The 23,814-nt window shown below is 46.1% G+C and carries 15 protein-coding genes; 3 read left to right on the top strand and 12 right to left on the bottom strand.

The genetic code is table 11. From position 1 onward, the window contains the following. Both N7974_RS07885 and N7974_RS07890 read left to right on the top strand, forming a co-directional pair. A partial coding sequence (locus N7974_RS07885; RefSeq protein ID WP_262965086.1) for a response regulator occupies window positions 1-1,985 on the top strand: 1,985 nt, incomplete at its 5' end. Between the two features lie 205 nt (window positions 1,986-2,190). Then, window positions 2,191-3,045 (top strand): HDOD domain-containing protein, encoded by an 855-nt coding sequence (locus N7974_RS07890; protein ID WP_262965087.1) that lies wholly within the window; start codon window positions 2,191-2,193, stop codon window positions 3,043-3,045. A gap of 19 nt (window positions 3,046-3,064) precedes the next feature. On the opposite strand, the gene N7974_RS07895 is transcribed toward N7974_RS07890, so the two are convergent. The 12 genes from N7974_RS07895 to N7974_RS07950 form a co-directional block, all read right to left on the bottom strand. Beyond that, a complete protein-coding gene (locus N7974_RS07895; protein WP_262965088.1) occupies window positions 3,065-3,475 on the bottom strand; it encodes a response regulator in 411 nt (136 codons plus the stop codon). Window positions 3,476-3,766: 291 nt separating this feature from the next. Further along, entirely contained in the window at window positions 3,767-6,040 is a 2,274-nt protein-coding gene (hypF, locus tag N7974_RS07900) for a carbamoyltransferase HypF (RefSeq protein ID WP_262965089.1), read from the bottom strand. Between the two features lie 201 nt (window positions 6,041-6,241). Continuing rightward, window positions 6,242-7,363, bottom strand: coding sequence for a hydrogenase formation protein HypD (gene hypD / locus N7974_RS07905; protein WP_262965090.1), 1,122 nt, complete (start codon window positions 7,361-7,363; stop codon window positions 6,242-6,244). Between the two features lie 256 nt (window positions 7,364-7,619). Next, window positions 7,620-8,474: a hydrogenase nickel incorporation protein HypB gene (gene hypB, locus N7974_RS07910; RefSeq protein ID WP_262965091.1), complete on the bottom strand. Its 855-nt coding sequence runs from the start codon at window positions 8,472-8,474 to the stop codon at window positions 7,620-7,622. Between the two features lie 26 nt (window positions 8,475-8,500). Then, window positions 8,501-8,809, bottom strand: a complete 309-nt coding sequence (locus N7974_RS07915; protein ID WP_262965092.1) for a hydrogenase maturation nickel metallochaperone HypA/HybF — start codon at window positions 8,807-8,809, stop codon at window positions 8,501-8,503. A gap of 34 nt (window positions 8,810-8,843) precedes the next feature. Then, window positions 8,844-9,080, bottom strand: coding sequence for a HypC/HybG/HupF family hydrogenase formation chaperone (locus tag N7974_RS07920; RefSeq protein WP_243218274.1), 237 nt, complete (start codon window positions 9,078-9,080; stop codon window positions 8,844-8,846). Between the two features lie 36 nt (window positions 9,081-9,116). Then, window positions 9,117-9,701, bottom strand: coding sequence for a HupE/UreJ family protein (locus N7974_RS07925; RefSeq protein ID WP_262965093.1), 585 nt, complete (start codon window positions 9,699-9,701; stop codon window positions 9,117-9,119). 5 nt (window positions 9,702-9,706) lie between these two features. Beyond that, complete coding sequence (locus tag N7974_RS07930) at window positions 9,707-11,620, bottom strand: nickel-dependent hydrogenase large subunit (protein WP_262965094.1); 1,914 nt, start codon at window positions 11,618-11,620, stop codon at window positions 9,707-9,709. Between the two features lie 48 nt (window positions 11,621-11,668). Beyond that, complete coding sequence (locus N7974_RS07935; RefSeq protein ID WP_262965095.1) at window positions 11,669-12,781, bottom strand: hydrogenase small subunit; 1,113 nt, start codon at window positions 12,779-12,781, stop codon at window positions 11,669-11,671. A 128-nt stretch (window positions 12,782-12,909) separates the two neighbouring features. Then, on the bottom strand, window positions 12,910-13,347 hold the full coding sequence (locus N7974_RS07940; RefSeq protein WP_262965096.1) for a hydrogenase expression/formation protein: 438 nt from the start codon (window positions 13,345-13,347) through the stop codon (window positions 12,910-12,912). Continuing rightward, entirely contained in the window at window positions 13,335-13,811 is a 477-nt protein-coding gene (locus N7974_RS07945; protein WP_262965097.1) for a HyaD/HybD family hydrogenase maturation endopeptidase, read from the bottom strand. Before N7974_RS07945 ends, N7974_RS07940 begins: the two co-directional genes overlap by 13 nt. A gap of 318 nt (window positions 13,812-14,129) precedes the next feature. Then, window positions 14,130-14,366, bottom strand: a complete 237-nt coding sequence (locus N7974_RS07950; protein WP_262965098.1) for a HypC/HybG/HupF family hydrogenase formation chaperone — start codon at window positions 14,364-14,366, stop codon at window positions 14,130-14,132. 639 nt (window positions 14,367-15,005) lie between these two features. On the opposite strand from N7974_RS07950, the gene N7974_RS07955 reads away from it, so the two are divergent. Further along, window positions 15,006-23,771, top strand: a complete 8,766-nt coding sequence (locus tag N7974_RS07955) for a GH36-type glycosyl hydrolase domain-containing protein (RefSeq protein WP_262965099.1) — start codon at window positions 15,006-15,008, stop codon at window positions 23,769-23,771. Window positions 23,772-23,814: the final 43 nt, after the last annotated feature.

A 23,814-nucleotide genomic window follows, 5' to 3' on the forward strand; every position in this document is an offset into this window, starting at 1 on the left:
AGGTGATGAATAAAATCACACCGGCTGATATTTCTGATCCCCAGGAAGTGATCGCACGTGCCAAAGCACTTACCGAGGAACTTGATACACCGATTGCACCAGGCTTTGAAGCGCTGGTGTTTAAGGCGTCGCGCGGTATCGAAGATATTTATGAACTGACTTATATCCGTAAGGATGGCAGCCGTTTTCCGGCTATCATGTCGATTACTGCACTACGCGATGATCAAGAGGCGATTATTGGTTATCTGCTGATCGGCACCGATAATACTGCACGTAAGCAGGCGGATGAGGTTATCAAAAAACTTACTTTAGCTACTGTAATGCAGGCTGAAGGGCTTGCCAAATCGAAAGCGCAATTTCTGGCTAATATGTCACATGAAATTCGCACGCCAATGAATGGAATCATTGGTTTCTCTGAACTGGCGTTGCTCAGAGAGATGCCTTTTGATATACGGGATTATCTAACCAAGATTAATACCTCTTCCATAGGGCTGCTGGGGATATTGAATGATATTCTGGATTTATCCAAACTGGATGCAGGAGGTATCAGTCTTAGTCTTGGCTTGTTTGCTGTTGATGATCTAAGGAACATGCTAAATACCTTGTTTATTGATAGTGCCGAAAAAAAAGGGCTGGCATTTACTATAGACATCGGGCCAGAGATGCCATGTAACCTAATTGGTGATGAGCTCCGTTTGCAACAGGTACTGGTTAATCTGCTGGGTAATGCGCTCAAGTTTACCTCGAGCGGTTCTGTCAGTCTTGGTATTACCCTGCTGGAAAGTGATTCCTTACAAGCCCGGATATTGTGTTGTGTTAAAGATACCGGTATCGGTATGTCCACCAAGGAACAGGGAAAATTATTCCAGCCTTTCAGTCAGGCCGATGACTCTATCACACGTAGGTTTGGGGGAACCGGCCTCGGACTGGCACTTAGCCATAATCTCGTAAAATTAATGGGTGGCAATCTTATAGTAGAAAGTATGCCCGAAGTGGGTAGCAGTTTTAGTTTTGAATTGGTTTTTGGCTTGTCGTCTGAGTCTTTCCGCGAAAAAATCAAGCAACCATCAGGAACCCTCAGTTCAGCATTGCAAGAGTTTGGCCAGCAACTTGTCGGCATCCGAATTCTGGTGGCAGAAGATAATCTTTTTAATCAGCAAATTATCCGGGAGTTTCTTGTCTTATCCGGCATTAGTGTTGAGATTGCCAATAACGGCAAAGAAGCGCTGACTTTTCTTGAGCAAGGCTCATTTGATGCGGTGTTGATGGATATTCACATGCCCATCATGGATGGATTTGCTGCAACCCAAGAGATACGTAACCAGCCATGCTTTGCAAATCTGCCGGTAATTGCACTTACGGCCGGTGTAACCGAAGAGGAACGTGGCCAATGCCTGGAAGCAGGTATGAATGATTTTATCAGTAAACCTATTAATCCATCGTTACTCTTATCAACGTTGGTACAATGGGTAAAACCTCCTTCCGTGACAATAATGGCTATTGATACTGTCAAATTACCGGTAAGAGAATGTGAAGATGATTTCTTGATATCAGATAGCATCGATAACGTCTTAAACATGCAGTCTTTATTGGTTGATACTGCTGATATTAATAATTTGTTGAAACCCATTCTGGACCGGGATATGTGCGTCTTAAAAGAGTTGGTTGGCGATGATCCAGAGACTATTTCCGAGTTTCTGAGTTATTTTACTGTTATTGCCATTGAGATAAGTGCAGAAATAATTGCGGCTATTAATAACCGACAGGTTATTGTAGCAGGTAGCGCCGCTCATAAACTAAAAGGTTCAGCATTCAGCGTTGGAGCAATCAGGTTGGGTGAGTTATGTGCTCAACTTGAGAGTGCAGGAAAATCCGGTAATGAGGCTATACTTAAGAGCTTATTACCTGGCTTTGAAAGAGAGTGGGAGTTATTGCAACAATCTCTGCTTGCCTGGCCCGATGAGCCAACGCAGGAATTAATATGAAATTATTATTTTAAAAACCTTATTCACCATAAAGGCACGAAGTACACTGAGAAAAAATTTGTTTTTATTCAGCGCATTAAAAACTTCGTGTACTTCGTAGTGAGTTTTTTATTTTTGTACCAAAAATGAATACTTTCATAGCTTCTTAGAGTGGTCTTATTCCGGTCTACGTCTAATGCTTGTTATTACTAACTCCACTGACATAATGAATAAAGTTCTAGTTGATACTTTAAGCAATGCTGAGGCCCAAGAGCTACTCAAAGGCATTATTATTCCACCTCAGCCTGTTATTTTAGCTGCTGTTATGCAGGAGCAAAGCAAAAATGACGGCGGTTGTCCGCGTGAGATAGCGCGATTGATCAAAACTGACGTAGGTCTTTCCGCAGCGGTATTAAAAACTATCAATTCAGCATATTACGGCTTGCGTAATGAAGTGGACAGCATTGAGCGGGCCATAATGCTGTTGGGTATTAAAAATATTGCTACTTTAGTGACGGCTTTTTCCTTGCGTAATATTGCGCCTGCCCTTGGTATGGAACATTATTGGAATCACAATACCCGTACGGCAATGGTATCAAATTATTTGGCCAAACGTCTTGACGGTATTGATAAGGATGAGGTCCATTTATATAGTTTATTCCACGACTCTGGCGAGATTCTGATGATGCAGCGATTTTCCGATTATCACGAAACATTGCAATTCGCCGCTGCACCTGATGAAAATTTAATCTTGATTGAAACGTCCCGCTACTTAACTGATCACATGCTGACAGGCTCACTGTTGGCAAGAGCATGGGGTCTTCCAAAGAGCATACGTAATGCCATAGGCAGGCATCATGATTTGGATATATTTTCGTCAAAACAATTATCTACGGCAGAATTAAATATGATTGCTATTACTCAACTGGCAGAATATATTATTGCGAACGGTGATACTTATTTCACAAGTTATGAGTGGACAACTTTTAAATCAGAATTACTCGCTTATCTTTATTTATCCAAAGATCAATTGGATGATTTGTTATGGGATGTGAACGATATTCTTTTAAAAAGTGAATAAAATAAACTGAATCGCATTATTAGTAGTTATTTTCAGTGCTTAATGTGATGCTCGTTAATGCTGTTCTGACTTTTTCCAGAAATGCAGTCCGTGTGAAAGGTTTAATAATGTAATTAGTAGCCCCTTTTTTTATGCATTCTATAATGGTTTCTCTATTATGATCGCTCGTTACCATGATGATGGGTACTCCGGAAAGATGTTTGTAGCTTTTTATCCGTTGTAATATCTCTATTCCGGAAAAGTCGGGCATATTAATATCTAATAAAATAAGATCCGGTCTATTCATTAGTAAGTAAGACAGGGCAGTTTCACCACGTAGTAATGAAATTATTTTATAGGGTTCATCCTTAAGGCAATTATTGATGATTTTGTGCTGGAGCAAATCATCATCAATAACCACTACATTGGTTTTTTTTATATCCATCAACATACTGTTCTTATGCCAGAATTTATACCCTGATGTTTTACAACAGGATTGATTATATTTTGTAGGCGATTGCCGGATTTTTTTAACATAGATGATAGTGTATGTTTAATGATTTCTGGTGTTGTCTATCGGGGATGTTTAATTAATAATTAGCATAAAATTTCTTAAGAAAAACTATTTATTTAATATTATAATTGAAAATAATGTTTTTTATTTAGGTATTTTACTGATTTTAATATAGAACATGAATAACTTATCAGAACTTATGTTAAAGTCAACTGAATCAGAATTGACTTATCTTGCTTTAGTCAAATAACTTCCGGCTTCGATGATTTGCCCAAAACTGATACCGGCATCATTGCCGGGCAGTTGCTTGGGCAAACAGACAGTAAAGCCTTCTGCCTGCAATAAAAGTGTGACATAGTCGGTTAATAAACGATTTTGAAAAACGCCACCGGTTAAACCCACGTTAATAAACTGATGTTCGGTTTGTATTTGCTTGGCCTGTTTAACTAATGCCATTGCCAGACTGGCATGAAAACAACTACTGCGTTTTGAGAGGGTTAAGTGTTGATTTTGTAGCATCGAGAGCAGCGGCGCCCAATCGCTTAACCATAAGCCGTCTCTATTGCAAGTCAGCGGCAAATCAATACCCGCAGATGCTATGCCGGAGCCTGCAGCTTCCAGCCACATCGGCGCATGGCCGTCAAAATCCGCCTGTTGCACAATGCCGGTTAGTGCCGCAGCGGCATCAAACAAGCGGCCAACTGAACTGGATAACGGGCAGTTAATTTGTTTTTGCCAGGTTTGTTTAAGTAAACCGGTTTCGACCGGGCATTCAGGCCATTCATCGCCTTGCTGCCAACATAAAGCCAATGCGCTACGCCAAGGTTCGCGTCCGGCTTTTTCACCGCCGGGTAAGCGATAAGGCTTAAATGAACTTACCCGTCGCCAGTCTCCCGGTTTACCCAATAAACCTTCGCCGCCCCAGATGGTGCCATCTTCGCCGAAGCCTGTGCCATCCCAGGTAAAGACCAGCATGGTTTCTGCAATTTGATGTTCAGCGGCTAAAGCGGCTGCATGGGCATGATGATGAAATACTTTATGCACGCTAAAGCCTGAACGTTCAGCCCAGCGACTTGCGCTGTAATCCGGGTGCGCATCGCAAACACATTGCTTGACGGTAAGGCCATAAAGTCGGGTAAGGTCAGCGATGGTTTGTTCAAATACCTGTTGGCTTCTTGGTGAGCCAAGATCGCCTATATGGGGAGAAATAACGACGCGCTGGTCCCAAGCCAGAGCAATGGTGTTTTTCATTTGACCGCCCACCGCCAATAAGGGACAGGCTAAAGAAAATGGCAAAGTAAACTCTAGCGGTGCCATTCCGCGACCTACTCTTATGGCGCGTGCAGAACCCCCGATAACTTTGTAAACGCTGTCATCCGCCGGCCTTAATATCGGTCGATTATGATGTAAAAAAGCATCGGCGATAAGTCCCAGGCGACTTTCAACTTGCTCAGCTTCGGTTAATACCGGTTCGCCGCTGATGTTGGCAGAGGTGGCAATTAAGGGCGCGCCATAGTCTTGCAGTAATAAATGATGCAGAGGACTATAAGGCAGCATGATGCCTAATTCATGCATTTCAGGCGCTACTGATTCTGCTAAATCGGCATTCAGGCATTTTTTTATCAGCACGATGGGGCGGCTTTGATCAGTCAGTTGCGTCAGTTCAGTTGCCGATGTCTTAGTATAGTGTCGAACCTGATCAAGGCCATCATCACCAGACCAGGGCAACATGACTGCCAGGGGTTTAAAACGGCGCTGTTTACGAAGGCGCAGTGTTAAGACAACCGCTTCCGAGGTTGCCGAGCACAGTAAATGATAACCACCGATACCTTTAACAGCAACAATTAAGCCCGCTTGCAGTGCTGCGACTGTAGCCTTAATGGCCGCTTCGTTATCATTAATATCAGCGCTGCCTGGACGATGAAAGGCAAGCGTCGGGCCGCAAGCAGGGCAGGCCAGTGGTTGGGCATGAAAGCGTCGATCAAGCGGGTTCTCATAGTCTTTGCGGCACTCTGAACAAAGCGGAAAATCAGCCATGCTGGTGTTGGGGCGATCATAGGGCAGTTGTTTAATTAAGGTGTAGCGTGGCCCACATTGGGTGCAATTAATAAAAGGATAACGATAACGGCGCTGGGTTTTATCGCGCATCTCTGCCAAACAATCATCACAAGTAAAATAATCCGGTGGAATATGCGCCTGACTGACATCGCCGGCGACACTGGGCAGTATGATAAAAGTGTCAAAGTCAACACCAGTGACTATTTGCGTAACAGGGTGGTCAGGTTTTGCTAACGGCGGGGCATTGCTTATTAATTGTTGCTCAAATAGCGCCAGATTTTTAAGGGAGCCTTGTACCCATATTTCAACTTGTCCGGCACGGTTACGTACCCAGCCCGATAAATTATGTTGATGTGCCAGCCGGCTGACAAAAGGCCTGAAACCAACGCCTTGGACGCGGCCCGTTATAGTGATTTTTCTGGCTTGAAGCTGGTCAATAGTCAATAGACAAATTTCCTGTTAAAACATTTCAGTTGGGGTGGATAAGCTTCGGGATGAATACAGGTAAAGCTTAAAAAATTTTCACCACGAAGACACGAGAAAGATTTTCACCACGAAGACACGAAGGACACGAAGTTATTTTTTGTTCTTCTTCGTGTCTTCGTGGTGAATAATTAATATGTTTCATTTTCTAATGGTTGAGTATCAACCGGGTACTTTCATGCCTTTCGTAGACAAATTGCTTTTAATACCGGATGCCCACCAGATACGACAAGCGCCTTCATCGGATACCATACAAGGGCCTACAGGACTGCGGGGGATGCAGGATTCGCCATATAAACGACATTCATTCGGCTTGATTTTACCTAAAACAACTTTTGCACAATCACAACCCGGCGGCATGGCACCGGCTTTTTTTCGGGCTTCGTCAGCATAAACAGGAAAACGGTATCGGGCATTATGTGCGGTAAACTTTGCGGTTAACTCAAGACCGGATTGTGGAATAATACCAATGCCTCGCCAAGGCGCATCAATAATATCAAGGGTTGAATTTAACAATTTTTTAGCGGTATTATTGCCATTCGGTGTGACTACCTGAGTGTAACAATTATCAAGAAATAGCTTGTGTTCGATTAACTGGCGCAATACCGAATAAATGGCGGCCAGCAGACTTTCGGTGGTAAATCCTGATATTGCGGTTGGAATATGATGTTGATCAACAACAAAGCGCCATTCTTCCGAGCCCATAATGGTGGCGACATGGCCTGGTGCAATCAGGGCGTCAAAAACTGGCGTATCAGAGTCCAGTAACATGGCTACGGCAGGCCACGTTAAACGACCGCTCATTAATAGTAATAAATTATCAGGAATGCCTTCAGCGAGCATCGCAGCGACCGGAGCGCAGGTGGTTTCAAAACCGGCGACAAAAAAGACGACCGTTTTTTCAGGATTGGCCCTGGCAATTTTAACGGCTTCGGTTGGCGAGGCAATGGGCCGGATATCCGCACCCGCAGCTTTGGCCTGCTCCAGGGTACGAATAGCCGCTTTGGGTACATTAACCGGAACACGTAACATATCGCCGAAGGCCAATAATACGACCTCTTCATTAACCGCGATTTGTATGGCTTGATAAATATCTTCTTCCGGACAAATACAAACTGGACAGCCCGGCCCCGGAATCAATTCAATATTAGCGGGCAGCGCAGTACGTAAACCCGCCATGGAAATAGATCGCTCATGGCCGCCACAAACATTCATGATCCGAACTTTAGCGGGCAAGGGCAGTTCGCGAATTTTTTCCAGCAATTGTTTTGCGCCAGTCAGCATAGTATTTATTCCAGGAGATGTTAAGTGTCGTCGATGAAAAGCATTAAAAGAATTCACCACGAAGAGCACGAAGAAAAACAAAAAATATAACGATGCCGGTCGAGGTTTGCAACCCCGACAGTAATGTTTAAAAACTATAATAGCTTGCAAACCTCCATCACACTCTAACCCAAGCTTTTTTCTTCGTGTTCTTCGTGTCTTCGTGGTGCAAAGATCTATATTCGTGCCTTTGTGGTGCAAAGATTTAAATAAGATGTTATTTATGCACCTTGGCTTTATTGCTGACCGGATAAAACTTGCTGTTACCGGGTTGGGCATGAAGCAATTGCCCGTCCTGCTGTATTTTAGGGCGCTGGGTTTGTTGCTTAAGTAATAGTGCTTTATAAGCGGTTATTTCTGACTGTAACCAGGTTATCCAGGCATCCAGACCGTTACCGTCTTTTGCGCTAAATTCTATGACGGGCGCATCGTTGGCAAGATTATGCAGGTTTTGTTCGGCATTAATGGCTGAAAAGTCATCCAGGTAAGGCAACAAATCAGTCTTGCTGATCAACATCAAGTCGGCTGCACGAAACATAACCGGATATTTTGCCGGTTTATCATCGCCTTCGGTCACTGACAGTAACACGACATTACGATGATGACCCAGATCAAAACTGGCAGGGCAGACCAGATTACCCACATTTTCAATAAATAATAGATCCAGACCATCCAGCGCCAAATGATGCAAGGCATTATGCACCAAATGCGCGTCCAGATGACAAGCCGTCCCTGTCATTATTTGATAAGCGGGCACACCTTGTGCCTGTATCCGTTTGGTATCATTTTCAGTTTCAAGATCACCTTCGATAACGGCGATTTTTAGCGAGTCGCGCAGGCGTTTTATCGTTGCTTCAAGTAATGCGGTTTTACCTGAACCCGGTGAAGACATTAAATTAATCACCAGTACTTTTTGAGCGTCAAAATGTGCACGATTGTGCTCGGCTTGATGATTGTTTTTTGACAACAAGTTTTGTAGTACCGAAACTGTCGTTACGCCATTTTTAGGTTTTTCTGCCATAACCAACGGGCGATTACCCGGTGTAATGTTACAACCACAGGTATTACACATAATTCACTCCAATTAATTAACTTGCCTTAGTCTGCATTTTCTAATTCAACACGTGCCAGAATTAACTCGTCACCACTTAGTAGTTTGGTATTATAACCGCCGCAATTTTGGCATAAAAGATTATTAATGGCGGCTTCAGATTCGACCCCACAATTGTTGCACAATACACGAATCGGCAGAGTTTCCGTTAGAAACTCCGCCTCTTCAGCTATTGTTCCGGCGCAACTAATGCTGAAAGCGCTTTCCAGTAGTAACGGTTCGATACCTGAAAGGGGGCCTATTCTGACAATGATTCGAACGACTTTTTCTGCGTGATGTGTCTTTGCAATTGTCATTACCTGATCCATCAAGTCCTCGCAAAGCGAAAGCTCATGCACCGGCATCTTCCTCAATCAGCATCTGATCAAGTAATTCCCATGTCGACTGAGCTTCTTCTGCGGAAATTTTCTGGATGGCATAACCAACATGAATCAGCAGATAATCTCCCTCTTGTAATGTTTCATCCTGCAACAAAAACAGACTGACATCGCGCTTTACGCCCTTGGCATCACAATGAGCATTAAAGCCGTCAATATGGGTAATTTGCATGGGAATCGCAAGGCACATGGCAGTTATTCCGTCTAAGTAAAAGTAATAAAGCGACTATGCTGCTGCCAGCAGTAAACTGCCAGCAACAATGAGTGAGCCGCCAGCGATGTGTTGCATAATTTTGTAATGGCGAGAGTTTAGCGCAAAGCCGATACCCAAGCCATGCAGTAAAGTGGTCGCCAAAACAAATCCGAATCCATAGAGAGCAGGTGAAGTAGCTTGTGGTAATTCCAGCCCATGCGCATAGCCATGAAACAATGCGAATAGCCCCACAAGGCTGGCACCTGCTATCGTTGGCAAGCGAATCGATCCGGCGATAAGCAGGCCCAAGACTAAAACCGAGCAGGCAATCGCCGGTTCCACCAAGGGTAGGGCGAAACCAAGCGGCCCTAAACCGGCAGCGGCTGCCAAAACGCTCACGAAGATGAGCGGGATGATCCAGACGGCCCTGCCACCGAGTTGCCCAGCCCAAATACCGACCGCGATCATGGCAAGTAAATGATCCAGGCCCATAAAGGGATGGGCCAAACCAGCGGTTAAACCTGCACTTTGGGCACCGAAGGTATGTGCCTCGGCAACCGGCAGAAGCAACGCACAGGCGCATAATCCCAACAAAGAGAGAGAAATTTTTATTTTCATGACTATTACCTTAAGGTAGTTGAAATATTGACCTTGATCAGCTCTTTGCCGTTCGGGTCGGTAACATGCACAGCGCAGCCAATGCAGGGATCGAAGCTGTGTATTGTACGCAAAATTTCCAGGGGCTGCGTCGGAATGGCCAAAATATGACCTTCCAGGGATTTTTCATAAGGACCCGGAATTCCCGCGCCGTCCACCCCGCCCGTACCGGCTCTCGGCCCGGCGTTCCATTGGCTGGCGACGATACATTGGTAGTTTTTGATTTTACCATTTTCGATCGACAACCAATGCCCCAGCGCTCCACGAGGCGCTTCGGTAAAGCCAACTCCGACTTGCAAAGGATTTCCGTTGTTCCACGTTGAGGTATCAGTCCATTTAAAGCCTTTTAAACTTGGATTTTGAGCAACAACATCCGCATCTGTTACAAACGTAGCCAACTTGCCCGCACTAATGTTGCTCAACAGTTTGATATGCCAGCGTGACATGGCATCCGTAATGACGCTGGTTTCGATGGTCCGGGCTGCGATTCTGCCGAGAGTCGAGTCAATATCATTAATCGAGAGTCCGAGCTTGCTTACCCATATGTTGTCTACCAAATCTTTTGCCCGCTTGTGAGCCTTTTCAGCCTCCGTTGTCGGGTTTGATTTTGCTTTGGCGTACATCATGACGATATGGGCCAGTGGACCTACCTCCATCGGCTTATCGTACCAACGTGGCGATTTTATCCACGAGTAACCGGTGCCTCTATTAAGCTTGTAATTAGCTCCCGGAGCGGGGCCGCCTCTGCCTGCATAATCTAAATTGGTTTGGCCTTCACTGGGATGAAGACCAACGCTGTTACCTACACCAAGATATTTATACCATGAATGGGTAACATACTCCTTAATCTCATCGCGGTGTTCCATATCCAAAGGTTTGATCGTCAGGTCGCCCTCCAGTACGCCTTGCGGTATCAGGAAATTATCCGGATCGCGGATACCATTTTCGGGAAACTCGCCGTAGCAGAGGAAATTCCAGCCGGTACCGCCGCGTGTCTCCCAACCGACATAGCCGTTTTGGGACTTATAGAAACCGGCAATCAGTATGGTATCAGGCACATAGACCTGATCTACAAAGGTTTTCATCTTGGCAATAAGTGTCGTCACCTTTGCCATATTAACTTTATTTAAGGACGTGCCACCCAAGTCTTCGCTAACTTTGTTGTTGTAATTACTACTGACAGCGCAAGGCACACCACCCACTACCAAGTTTGGATGCGGGTCTTTACCTCCGAAAATGGTGTGTAGTTTGACTACTTCACGAGCCCATCCCAGCGCATCCAGGTAATGGGCGACAGCAAGCAGGTTTCCCGCTGGTGGAAGTTTGTAATCCGGATGTCCCCAGTAGCCATTGGCAAACAAGCCAAGTTGCCCTCTATCAATAAGATTTTTCAGCTTGGCCTTTACCCCGTTAAAAGTGGTTGTCAGTGCCGCCAAAGTCTGATTTGCATAGTAGTCCGGATTATTTGACTTTGCCAAAGCCGCCGTTGCTGCAGCATCTGCACTCAGCGCTGAAACTACATCAACCCAATCCAGGGCATGCAGGTGATAAAAGTGCATAACATGATCATGGATATACTGCGCACCTATCATCAGATTGCGTATAAGTTCGGCGTTCTCGGGAACTTTAACACCGAGAGCATCTTCCACTGCCCTGACTGCGGTTAGTCCGTGAACCACCGTACAGACTCCACAGATACGCTGCGAGATATGAGCCGCATCACGTGGATCACGGCCTTGCATAATAACTTCAATGCCGCGCGCCATCGTACTGGAACTATAGGCTTTGGTGATGGTTTTTCCGTCAGCGCCAAGTTCCGCTTCGATGCGCAGGTGTCCTTCAATCCGGGTGACCGGATCAATTACAATAGTTGTAGCCATATAAATTCTCCCCAATGCCGTATCGCAAAGACACGGCAACAATAATAGTTAATCGTCGATGGTGTTTATATCCAGGGGTTTGTAAAAACCGATCCCCTGACCAGCAATAGCCTCTTTGTCCCAGAATCCTGGCTCAGAGCAGCCCAGACAGCCATGTCCCGCTTCCATTGGAAATCCGGTACCCTGATTCCATTTCAGCGTGGTGCAGGCATTGTGGGTAATAGGTCCTTTGCAACCCATATTAAGTAAACAATAGCCTTTGCGTGCGCCTGCGTCGTCAAAGCTTTCGACGAACTGGCCATGCTCAAAGAATTCTTTTCGGTAGCATTCCTCATGAACGGTCTCGCCATAGAACATCTTGGGGCGCAGGTTGGAGTCCAGTTCCGGGGCTTTTTTGTTGAGAATCCAGTAGACTAAAGTACCCGCAATCACCTCGGCAATCGGTGGACAACCCGACACGTTAATCACTTTTTTGGTGGCGTATATGCCGCCGAAGCTCGTTAACGCAGCTTTAATAGAGATTGCCCCAGTCGGACTTTTTCCATTTTGACCCTTGGCTGCAGGTAGTCCCCCAAAGCTCGCACAAGTCCCCACGGATACAACCACGGCTGCGTTGGTGGCGGCGGCCTTTAAGAGTTGCAGTCCGGTTTTACCGGACTGGATGAAGAACCCTGCTCCACCTTTATCATCCGGCATAGCGCCATCCACGACTAAAACATAATTTTTCTTGGCGATTGCATCTGTCCGTGACTTTTCGGCTTGGGTTCCGGATGGTGCCATCAATGTTTCGGAATAATCCAGTGAGAGAGCCGTCAACAGGATATTCTCAATAGAGTCTGTTTTGAACTGGGTGTTCGGGAAGACGTTGACCAATGATTCCAGACAGCCGGTGCATTCCTGGAAGGAAAGATAGACGACGGAAGTGAGAGGGCTTAATAAAGCGGCTTCAACCAGCTTTGGCATTAGCGAGATAGGTATTGCCATCATGGCCGATAATCCCATGCAATATTTCATGAAACTTCGGCGACTGACACCTGAGTTCGCTAGTCTGTCACCCAGAGTTTCAATATATGATATTTCATTTAAGGTTTCCAATTCCAGATGTTGGGATAGCCGCGAAGCAATACAGTTTCTTAATTCTTTCTTTGATAAGTTCGACATAACACACCTACTAACTTAGGATTAATGTTTGCGTAGGTAGTTGCCCGAGTTAAGTGGGTATTGTTACCGACGTTTTGCTTTAAGCGGCCGAATATAGCGGTTCGGAACCGCATAAATCTGTAGAAAAACTACTTTTTTATAGTTAATTCATGTAAAAGTTTGCTCAGATTGATCTGGCTAAACATGACATCATCTTTTGGACTTTTTAACAGCTCAGGTAAGAAATTGACTTCAACAAGTTCGGTTAGAATGCCATCATCCTGGTTGTAATGAACTATCCACCAAATACCGGAGTAGGCGGTTTCCTGTATCTCGGAATGGCCAAAACTTTGGATGCGGGCGCTAACTTCTCCTTGCCCCAGTTTTTCCTTCAGAAATTGATAGCCGTCTTCGCCCAATGCGGGTAATGCACGCAGATCAAGGATTCCATTTTGACCGGTGTCGAGTAATGTTTTCAGCATGGCTTGAATCTCATGCAAAAGAGTCATGGCTATGGTCAAACCACTTGATTGAGACGTGATAACAACGTTAATCGGAATATTGGCAAAAGTATTTACGTGCGCCATTTTTCGATGAGTTCCAGAACTATATTGCATACGTTGGGAATTGCTTTCTTGATAGTTGGAGTCAGTTCTGTACTCCAATCAATCACTCCAGGTTGAATGCCAATCAATGCACGCCTGACTGGTAATTGGTCAGACAGAAGAGCAATCGACATCAAGTCGACCAAGGTAACATCATGTACGCTCGAATTTTTTTGCCGGCCCAAGAAAAGATCCATTTCTTCGCCGAGAAAAATTCTAATTGAACCGGGTGTGTCGCTAAGTTGAGCGGCATCAATGACAATCAGGTTGGTAGCATCCTCAATGGCACCGATCAATGAAAAACCAAGTGTTCCACCATCCATGAATTCGACTTGCGGGAAATCAGGGTTATCAGCTTTTAGGTGCTGTACAACATGAACACCCACTCCATCGTCTTGCATCAGTGGATTGCCGATTCCGAGAACTAATGTTTTATTCAGCGCCATCCAATTAACCCCTAAATATTTAGGGTTACTTTAGCATGCAAATATTTAATTATCCTAATAAAAATATTCATATATTTTTATTAATATGAGTTTGTAAATATAAATATTCGTTCTGCTAATTTTTTTAATTTATTGATTGTTATAGATAAAAAATTATTCTATTTTGGTGGCAGACCTGTTTTTATGATTACAATCAGTTGAATATAATAGTGGTTTTTAAAAATCACAAATCCTGACTATAAATTTATCTGACTGTGCATTGTGTTGCGCTGCAACGGCAATGAGACCTTGCTTGGCAGGTCATCACACAAAGATAGCTTATGCACTGAGTTCATCCTCGGCGAATAATTGGTCAAGTAATTCCCATGTTGAGAACGCCTCTTCCGCACTTATTTTTTGAATGGCATAGCCGACATGAATTAACAGATAATCGCCGATCTTGATGATTTCATCCTGCAATAAAAACAGGCTGACGTCGCGTTCAATACCTTTGGCAACACAATGTGCATTAAAACCATCAATTTTAGTAATCTGCATGGGTACGGCAAGACACATTAATTTTTCTCCAAAATGAGGTTAGTCAGTAAACTACGCCAAGCCTGTTATAAAGGCCAGATATTTACACAAGTTGTAGCAAAAAGCCAAGCGGTTTAGTTTTTAATGGCTAAATGTTATTGGCCAGGCTGATTTATTTATTGCAAAATGGCACAAATAAAGATTTAATCAGTATTCTCAGTTCTTGATTTATTTTCAATAAACCAGCATTTGTGCTGTGTCGTTATTGAATTCACCGGTTAATGATGTCATAAAACGGGCTTAGGTAAGATATCTTGCCGACAGGCTTTTTGTTTAAGCCAGGATCTCATCAGTCATATGATCACGCCTTAGTCAATCCGGCAATGGAGCTGATTGTATCTGTTAGATGATATCCAGACAGATAATTATAGTTGTTCAGAAAAGTTTTTCTTTTCCCATTGCTCTCAAGCCAAGGATGTCAACTTACGCAGGGAGTTTAGGACAGGGTATATCCTGTATAAGCAGGAAATAACTTATCTGGTTCACTATGCCGCTCAGGAAATCGTTTAAGCGTTCATCATTGGCAAGTCGAATTTGGTCACTGAAAGATTCAAAAAAATAATCACCGATAACGGCTCGCTTCAATTTTAGTTTTATTGGGATCGGGAGCATCACATCATGGCAAAGCGGCGAGAAAAAAGGCAGTTTGTTAGGGTAGATCACCCGAGTAGCGAGGAAGCCCCCATTCGCTTTGAGTTGTTTAGTATTGAGCGACTTGAGCAGCATGCCGTCAGTTTGGCGCAGGCACAAAAAATCAGTAATAAGATAAAGGGTCAAAAATTAATCCCCAGGGTGCGAGATAATTGCCGGATTTTGCAAGATGCTTATAAAGCGGTCGCCAAGGCTGTCCATGAGCAACATGCCATTACGCCGGCAGCTGAATGGCTTTTGGATAATTTTCATGTACTTGAAGAGCAGGTCCATGATATTCAGATGGACTTGCCTGAAAGTTATTATCAAGCGCTACCCAAGTTAGCTGAAGGTGTACTGGCCGGTTATCCTCGTGTTTACGGTATTGCCTGGGCTTTGGTGGCTCACACTGATAGCCGTTTTGATGCTGACTTGTTGACGGTTTTTGTACGGGCTTATCAAAATGTCGATCCTCTTACTATCGGTGAACTATGGGCGATTTCGAGTACCTTACGGGTCTTGCTGGTAGAAAATCTTCGCCGCATTGCTGTCTGTATAATGCGCTCTCAATCCGGCCGTAAGTTGGCTGATGACTTTCTTGACCGGGTCGAACAAATTGCCGCTCAAACGGATAAGCCGGATTTGGTTTTCCCCAAAGGCATATTACCCTCGGAATCACAGCGTCAGGCTTATGCCGTGCAGATCTTGCAGCGTTTGCATGATCGGCATCCGGGAGCACTGCTTTCGCTTGATTTTTTGGATGATTGGCTCAAAGAACAAGGGCTTAATAGAGATGAAATCGTTGGCTATGATGAAATTGTGCATCGGGAGCATGCCGAGCAAGTCGCCAATAATTTGACAGTTCGCAATATTATTATGAGTATGCGGGCTATTTCCGCATTTGAATGGCCCCGGTTTGTTGAAGAAGTGAGTTTGATAGATAAATGTCTGCGCGTTCATCCGGGTTACCGTGCCATGGATTTTCAGACCCGCGATCGTTATCGCCATGCGATTGAGGATCTTGCCAAGCGTTCGCCGCATTCAGAAGTAAAGATAGCTCGTCTATTGATTGACAAGGTCCAGAGTATTGATGAACAACTGACTCCTGACCTTCGCAGGCAAGAGCCCGGGTATTACTTGATCGGTGGCGGTCGCTATACTTTTGAACACGAAATTAACTATCAGCCTTTAATTAAACAACGCTTATTGCGCGGTTATATCGCCCACGCCGGATGCGCTTATTTAAGCAGTCTGGTGTTGTTGACAGGATTACTGCTTTCACTGCCATTGACGGCCAGTGTTATGGTTGATCTAAGTTACTTTCAGTTGTGCCTGCTGGCAGTATTTGTTTTATTTCCGGCATCAGATATCGCTGTCGGTTTAGTCAATCGATTGATTATAGGTTCTTTGCCGCCGCGTTATTTACCACGTTTTGACTTAAACCGGCTGTCGCAATCTGATGCCGAGGATAGTATCTCACCAATGCCGGGTACCTTTGTTGTTATCCCCACTTTATTTTTTAACGAGCTGGAGGTAAAAGAGCAAATCAAGCAGATGGAGATTCGTTATTTGTCCAATCGGGAGAGCCGGTTATACTTTGCCCTGCTTTCTGATTGGACCGATGCCGATCAGGAAACCATGCCGGGGGATGACCAGCTACTCAGTATAGCGACTACCGGAGTAGCCGCTCTTAATGCCAAATATGGCGAACCACGGTTTTTTGTCTTTCACCGTAAACGTTTATGGAATCCGGGTGAAGGCAAGTGGATGGGATGGGAGCGCAAACGCGGAAAATTGCAGGAGTTCAACCATTTGTTGAGAGGAGCTACGGATACCTCTTTTTTGCCGATAGCCGGCAAAGCGGCTCAAATCGTTATTCCTCCGGGTATTTGTTATGTTATTACCCTGGATACCGATACCAAGTTACCCATGGGCGTTGTCTCTCAATTGGTGGGTGTCGCTGCCCATCCGTTAAATCAGCCGATATTTGATCCAAAGACCCGGTGTGTCATCGATGGCTACGCTATTTTTCAACCACGCGTTACCCCGACGCTACCACTGCGCCAGGAATATTCACTGTTTCACCGTATTTTTGCCGGCTCTTGCGGTACCGATACCTATTCCAGTTCAGTATCTGAACTTTATCAAGACTTGTTTGCCCTTGGTACTTATACTGGTAAGGGTTTGTATCACGTCGATGCTTTTGAAGCCGCTTTGGCGGGACGTGTACCGGATAATACCTTACTGAGTCATGATTTGTTCGAGAGTGTCTTTGCGCGCTGTGCATTAATAAACGATATCGAGTTTTTTGAGGAATTTCCTTCTCAAACAGAAGTTGCTGCATCACGTGAGCATCGTTGGACTCGCGGCGATTGGCAGTTATTACCCTGGATTTTTGGCGCTCGCGGCAAAGGGTTACCGATGATCGGGCGCTGGAAAATGCTCGATAATTTACGCAGGTCCCTTTCGGCACCAGGTACCTTATTTACGCTGTTCGCAACCTGGACTATCCCACATGCACCGCAGGCTGTCTTGATTGGGTTTGTGCTGACGGCATTGGCTTTGCCTGCGCTACTGACACTCATGAGTGGAAACAGGACTCAACATCGAGGTGTCTCGCCGGATATTTATATCCGGGTAATGGCGAAGAATATACTCTGGGCAATCGGCAACAGCTTGGTGACGTTGACGTTATTGGTGCAACATGCGTGGCTGATGATGGATGCCATTGTCCGTACGCTGGTACGGCTGTTTATTACTCATCGTCATTTGCTTAGCTGGGTGACCGCACAGCAGGCAAAAGTCGCCGTAGTGAACTCGCCACATAATCTCATTGCTGCGCTGGTTAATTCATCGGTTGTTGTCATGGCAATCAGTGGCATGATATTAATTTTTAATTCAGCAGCTATCAAGGTTGCCAGCCCTTTTTTACTGTTATGGTGGTTGGCACCGGTCATTGCCTGGCTATTGAGCCTGCCACCCGGACTTGATAAAGCTGAAGCTTTACAGTTAAAAGACAGCGAGCGACTGCGTTTGATCGGTAGACGTATTTGGTATTTTTTTACCAGCTTTGTCACAACCCAGGAGCATTATCTACCGCCGGATAATTTTCAGGAAGACCCCCAGCCTGTTATCGCCCACCGTAGTTCGCCTACCAATTTTGGTCTTTATCTGTTGTCTGTCGTGACGGCCCGCGATTTTGGCTGGCTTGGCTTGATGGACACGGTCGATCGACTGGATAACACGATAAAGACTCTGGCTGAGCTGCCGCGCTTACAGGGGCATTTTTTTAACTGGTACGATACCCTTGATTTACACGTACTGGAACCCCGCTATGTCTCAACTGTTGACAGTGGTAATCTGGCCGGACATTTACTGACTTTGGCTGAAGCTTGCCGGGAAATGCAGCATCGACCACCGGTATTTTTTGATGCCTTGACAGGTCTTATTGATACCCATCAGTTGCTGATGGATACGCTGGCTAAAATAACGGATGACCGGCGTACATTGACGGTTACCTTAAAAGAGCTGCGCCAAAAAGTCCTTGTGATCGGCGAACTTTTGGCAAGTCGGCCGGTTGATGGAAATGGCTGGAGTGATTTGTGGCGGCAGTTAACATTTTGCAGCGATACCTTACAGGATATGGCTCGCGCTTTTATTGCCGAACGCGGTGATAGCAGCGATAGCGAGTTGTTGATATGGGCTACCTTGCTACGCGATGATATTTACTCCCATGTCCGCGATATCGATAGTCTGGTTCCCTGGATTCATTTTACCGGTCATTTAAATAGTAGTGAAGAAGCGCCACTTATGCCTTCACAAACGGCAATATTTTGGCAGCAATTAACTCTGAATACGCCGCTTGTTGAGCTTCCCGGCAGTTATGCGCAGGGCTTGGCAGAGCTTGAAGCTTTGTCAGCAAGTGTTCCTGCGTCCACACAACCGGAAACCAGGATAGCCATAATACGGGAGGCCAAAGAGCAAGCAACAATACTTGTGGAGCGCCTGCAGAGTCTTGTTAAGCAGGTGGATACCTTGTTTTATGAAATGAATTTTGGTTTTCTTTATGATGAAAAATGTCATTTGTTCTCGCTAGGCTACCGTGTTCAGGAAGGTAGTCTTGATTCCAGTTATTACGACCTCTTTGCCTCTGAAGCTCGTCTGGCCAGTTTTGTCGCGATTGCCAAACGCGAGGTGCCGGGTACGCATTGGTTTCACTTGGGGAGACGCTTGATACGCGCGGCTCATGGCACGGTATTACTATCGTGGTCAGGATCAATGTTTGAATATTTGATGCCTTCTCTGGTCACCTATACGCCACGATACAGCTTGCTTGATCAGACTTGCCGTCTGGTTGTGCAACGGCAGATTAATTATGGTAAAGAGCGTGGCGTGCCATGGGGGGTATCGGAATCCGCTTTTAATAGCCGCGACCTTTTTTTTACTTATCAATATTCTGCTTTTGGCGTACCAGGACTGGGGATGAAACGCGGGCTTGGTGACGAGTTGGTCATTACCCCTTACGCTACTGCGCTTGCCGCCATGTATTTTCCTCATGCGGCCGTGGAAAACTTTGAGTATCTGGAAAGCGAGGGGGCTTTGGGTCAGTTTGGTTTCTATGAAGCACTTGATTTTACGCCAATCAGGCTTGCTGAAAAGGAGCGTGTGGCAATCGTGCGCTGTTATATGGCACACCATCAGGGTATGTCTCTGGTAGCGATTGCCAATGCAGTACACGACGGGATAATGCGCCATCGCTTTCATAGCGTGCCGTTGATTCAGTCGGTTCAACTATTATTGCAGGAGCGCATTCCGAATTGTCTGTATACCAACAGCATCCCGGTTCTTAATGATTTTTCTGAAGTAAAAGAATCGTTACAGCCGCCTGTTCGGCGCTTGCCATCACCGACCTCTTCGGTGCCTTCGGCACATTTGCTATCCAATTGCTACTATGCCGTGATGATCACGGCAGCGGGTTCGGGTTACAGTGCTTGGCGGAATTTGTCGATCACACGCTGGCGCGAAGATGTGACACGGGATACCTGGGGTAGTTATATCTATCTGCGTGATGTGGCGAGCGGGCAGGTCTGGTCTGCCGGGTATCAGCCGACGGTAAAGGCGCCCGATTACTATGACGTCGTTTTTGCTGAAGACCGTGCCCGTATTACCCGTACGGATGGCAATATCGTTAGCATTTTGGAAATTGTTGTGTCCCCTGAAGATAATGCGGAAATCCGTCGCCTGAGTTTGATTAATAATGGCTTACAGGTCCGGGAAATTGATATCACCTCCTACGCTGAGGTGGTACTTGCGCCTTTTGCTGCTGATATGGCACATCCTGCTTTTTCCAATCTGTTTGTACAGACCGAATTTTTACCCAAGCCCTGCACATTGATTGCGCAACGCCGGCCGCGTTTGGCCTCTGAACCGACCCTTTGGGCTGCTCATGTGCTGGCGGACGGCCAAACCGGCAACATGCGGCAATACGAAACCGAGCGTGTGCGTTTTGTCGGTCGTGGACAATCGCTACGGGAACCGGTTGCCGTGATGGATGGCCGTCCTCTGAGCAATACGGTCGGTGCTGTTCTTGATCCTATCTTTAGTTTACGTACCCGGGTTAGTATTGCACCCGGTACAACCGAGCACATTACATTTACCACGTTAGTCGCCGATTCGCATAAAATCATTGAAGATCTGGCGGATAAATATCATAACGTAGCTATGTTTGAGAGAGTGTCTTCTCTGGCATGGACTCATGCCCATGTGCAATTACACCATCTGCGTATCAAGCCGGATGAAGCTCAGTTATTCCAGGATTTGGCCAACCGGTTACTTTATGCCGATCCCTGGCTGAGACCATCCAGCAAGTTGCTGCAGATGAATGCCCTTAATGTTACCGGGTTATGGCGGCATGGCATATCGGGAGATCGGCCAATGGTGTTGCTGCGTGTAACGGAACCTGAAGATAATGCCATCGTTGAACAATTACTGCGTGCGCACGAGTACTGGCGTATGAAAGGTCTTGGTGTCGATCTTGTTATTATGAATGAAGATAAACTGTCTTATGCCAAGGCTTTACAGGACAGGCTGGAGGCCATGATCAAGGAAAGTCAGGCATTTTCAGCCGGGCAGCCCCATGAAAATCAGGGGGCAGTTTTTCTCATGCAGATCGATCAGGTTTCGGCAGAAGATCGACAGTTATTCCAAACCGTTGCTCGTACCGTACTGATCAGTAATCGGGGGACTTTGGCTGAGCAGCTACTGCGGCATCCAAGGCCACCGGCAGCGTGGGCTGCGCAAAAAGCCCCGGGTACAGCCACTGTTTATTGGCCAAGACTGTTGCCACCACCTCTTGAATTCTTTAACGGTCTTGGCGGCTTTGCCGATGACGGGCGCGAATATGTGATTGTGCTCGACAAGGGGCAGTGGACACCGGCACCCTGGATTAATGTGATTGCCAATGCCGGGTTTGGTTTTATGGTCTCGGAGTCGGGTAGTGGTTGTACCTGGAGTGGTAATAGCCGTGAAAACCAGTTGACGCCTTGGTCAAATGATCCGGTCAGCGATCCTTCCGGGGAAATAATCTATTTGCGTGATGACGAAACTAATGAGTTGTGGACGCCTACCGCACTACCCATTAGGGTCGACAATGCGAGTTATGTTATTCATCACGGGCAGGGCTATAGCCGTTTTGAGCATGCTTCTCATGGGCTTCATAGTGAACTTCTGCAATTTGTCAGTCCTGACGATCCGATCAAAATATCAGTGTTGACCTTAAAAAATGTTTCCGGACGCTCTCGTCGTCTGACGGTAGCCGCTTATATAGAATGGGTATTGGGCACTTCGCGTACGATCACTGCCCCACATATTATCACCGAACTGGATGCCAATACCGGTGCCTTGTTTGCTTATAACCCATGGGCTATGGAATTTGGTGAGCGTATTGCCTTTGCCGACCTTGCAGGCAAACAAACTGCGTATACAGGTAATCGGGCAGAGTTTATCGGCCGTAACGGCAGTTTGGATGCTCCGGCAGGTATGCAAGGTCTTAAAGCACTGAAAAATCGCGTTGGTGCAGGATTAGACCCGTGTGCCGCCTTGTCGACGGTTATCAACCTGGCACCTGGCGAAAATGTTGAGATCATTTTACTGCTTGGGCAAGGCAATAACCGCGCCCACGCCAGAGAATTGATTGAGCGTTATCGGGTAACTCCGGTAGCAACAACGTATACTCAAGTAACCCGGTCGTGGCAACAAATGCTCACTAAAGTTCAGGTGCAAACACCGAGTCGGGAACTCGATATTATGCTAAACCGCTGGCTGTTGTATCAAACCCTGAGTTGTCGATTATGGGCGAGGGCCGCTTTTTACCAAGCGGGTGGGGCCTTTGGCTTTCGCGATCAGCTACAGGACAGCATGGCTTTGGTCGTCTCACGGCCTGATTTGGTTCGCGCGCATCTTCTGTGTGCCGCAGCACGTCAGTTTGTTGAAGGTGATGTGCAGCATTGGTGGCATCTACCTACCGGTCGTGGTGTGCGTACCCGTTTTTCTGACGACCGTGTCTGGCTGCCTTATGTCGTAGCCCACTATATCAAGGTGACTGGCGATGTGGGGGTGCTTGATGAAGACATACCGTTTCTGGAAGGACCGGTGCTGGAGGCAGAACAAGATGACGCTTATTACGAGCCGACCCGTTCCATACAACAAGTGACTCTTTTTGAGCATTGTGCGCGAGCGCTGGACTTAAGTCTGGAAACCGGCGCGCACGGTCTGCCGTTGATGGGTAGCGGTGACTGGAATGACGGCATGAATAGGGTGGGTAATCAGGGTAAAGGTGAGAGTGTTTGGATGGCCTGGTTTTTGATTACCACACTGTCTGAATTGACAGGCATTGCAGAAATACGGGGAGACCATGAGCGGGTCATTCGCTGGCGCGAGCATATTGGGCAACTGAAGATTGCCGTCGAAGCGCAAGGCTGGGATGGGGCATGGTATCGCCGTGCCTATTTTGACGATGGTACCCCGCTGGGTTCTGCCCTTAATACCGAGTGCCGCATTGATTCAATAGCCCAGAGCTGGGCTGTTATTTCCGGTGCCGCAGAAACCGATCGGGCACAGCAGGCAATGAATTCAGTACGGGAAAATCTGCTTCGCTACGGTGATTTGGTTTTATTATTGACGCCACCTTTTGATAAAACCGGGCACGATCCGGGCTATATCAAAAGTTATCCGCCCGGTATACGCGAGAATGGCGGCCAGTATACGCATGCCGCAATTTGGTCAGTTATCGCTTACGCCATACTCGGTGACGGTGATCAAGCGATGGAGTTACTGAGCATGTTAAATCCGCTAAATCATACAACTACCCGTACCGGTGTTTATACTTATAAGGTCGAGCCGTATGTGCTGGCGGCTGATATCTACGCCGAACCAAGCCATGTACGACGTGGTGGCTGGACTTGGTATACGGGAGCTTCCGGGTGGTTTTACCGTGCCGGAACAGAATGGCTGCTGGGTTTGCAGATTCGCGGCGATAAAATGATTTTTGATCCTTGTATTCCCCAGGCATGGCGCAGTTACCGCATTTTTTATCAGCACCAAAATACCCGCTATGAAATTACGATTGAAAACCCGAATGGAGTAGAGCAGGGGATCGCCAGGATAAAATTGGATAATGAATATCTGTTAAAAGCTAACAGTATTACCTTACAGAATGATGGGTACCTGCATCAGGTGTTGGTGATACTTGGTTAATGGCAATTGATAATTTACAGACAACTTTGGGTATCGCTAATAA

Origin of the sequence: Methylobacter psychrophilus (assembly GCF_025583945.1) — a bacterium.
In the GTDB taxonomy this organism is placed as follows: domain Bacteria; phylum Pseudomonadota; class Gammaproteobacteria; order Methylococcales; family Methylomonadaceae; genus Methylobacter_C; species Methylobacter_C psychrophilus.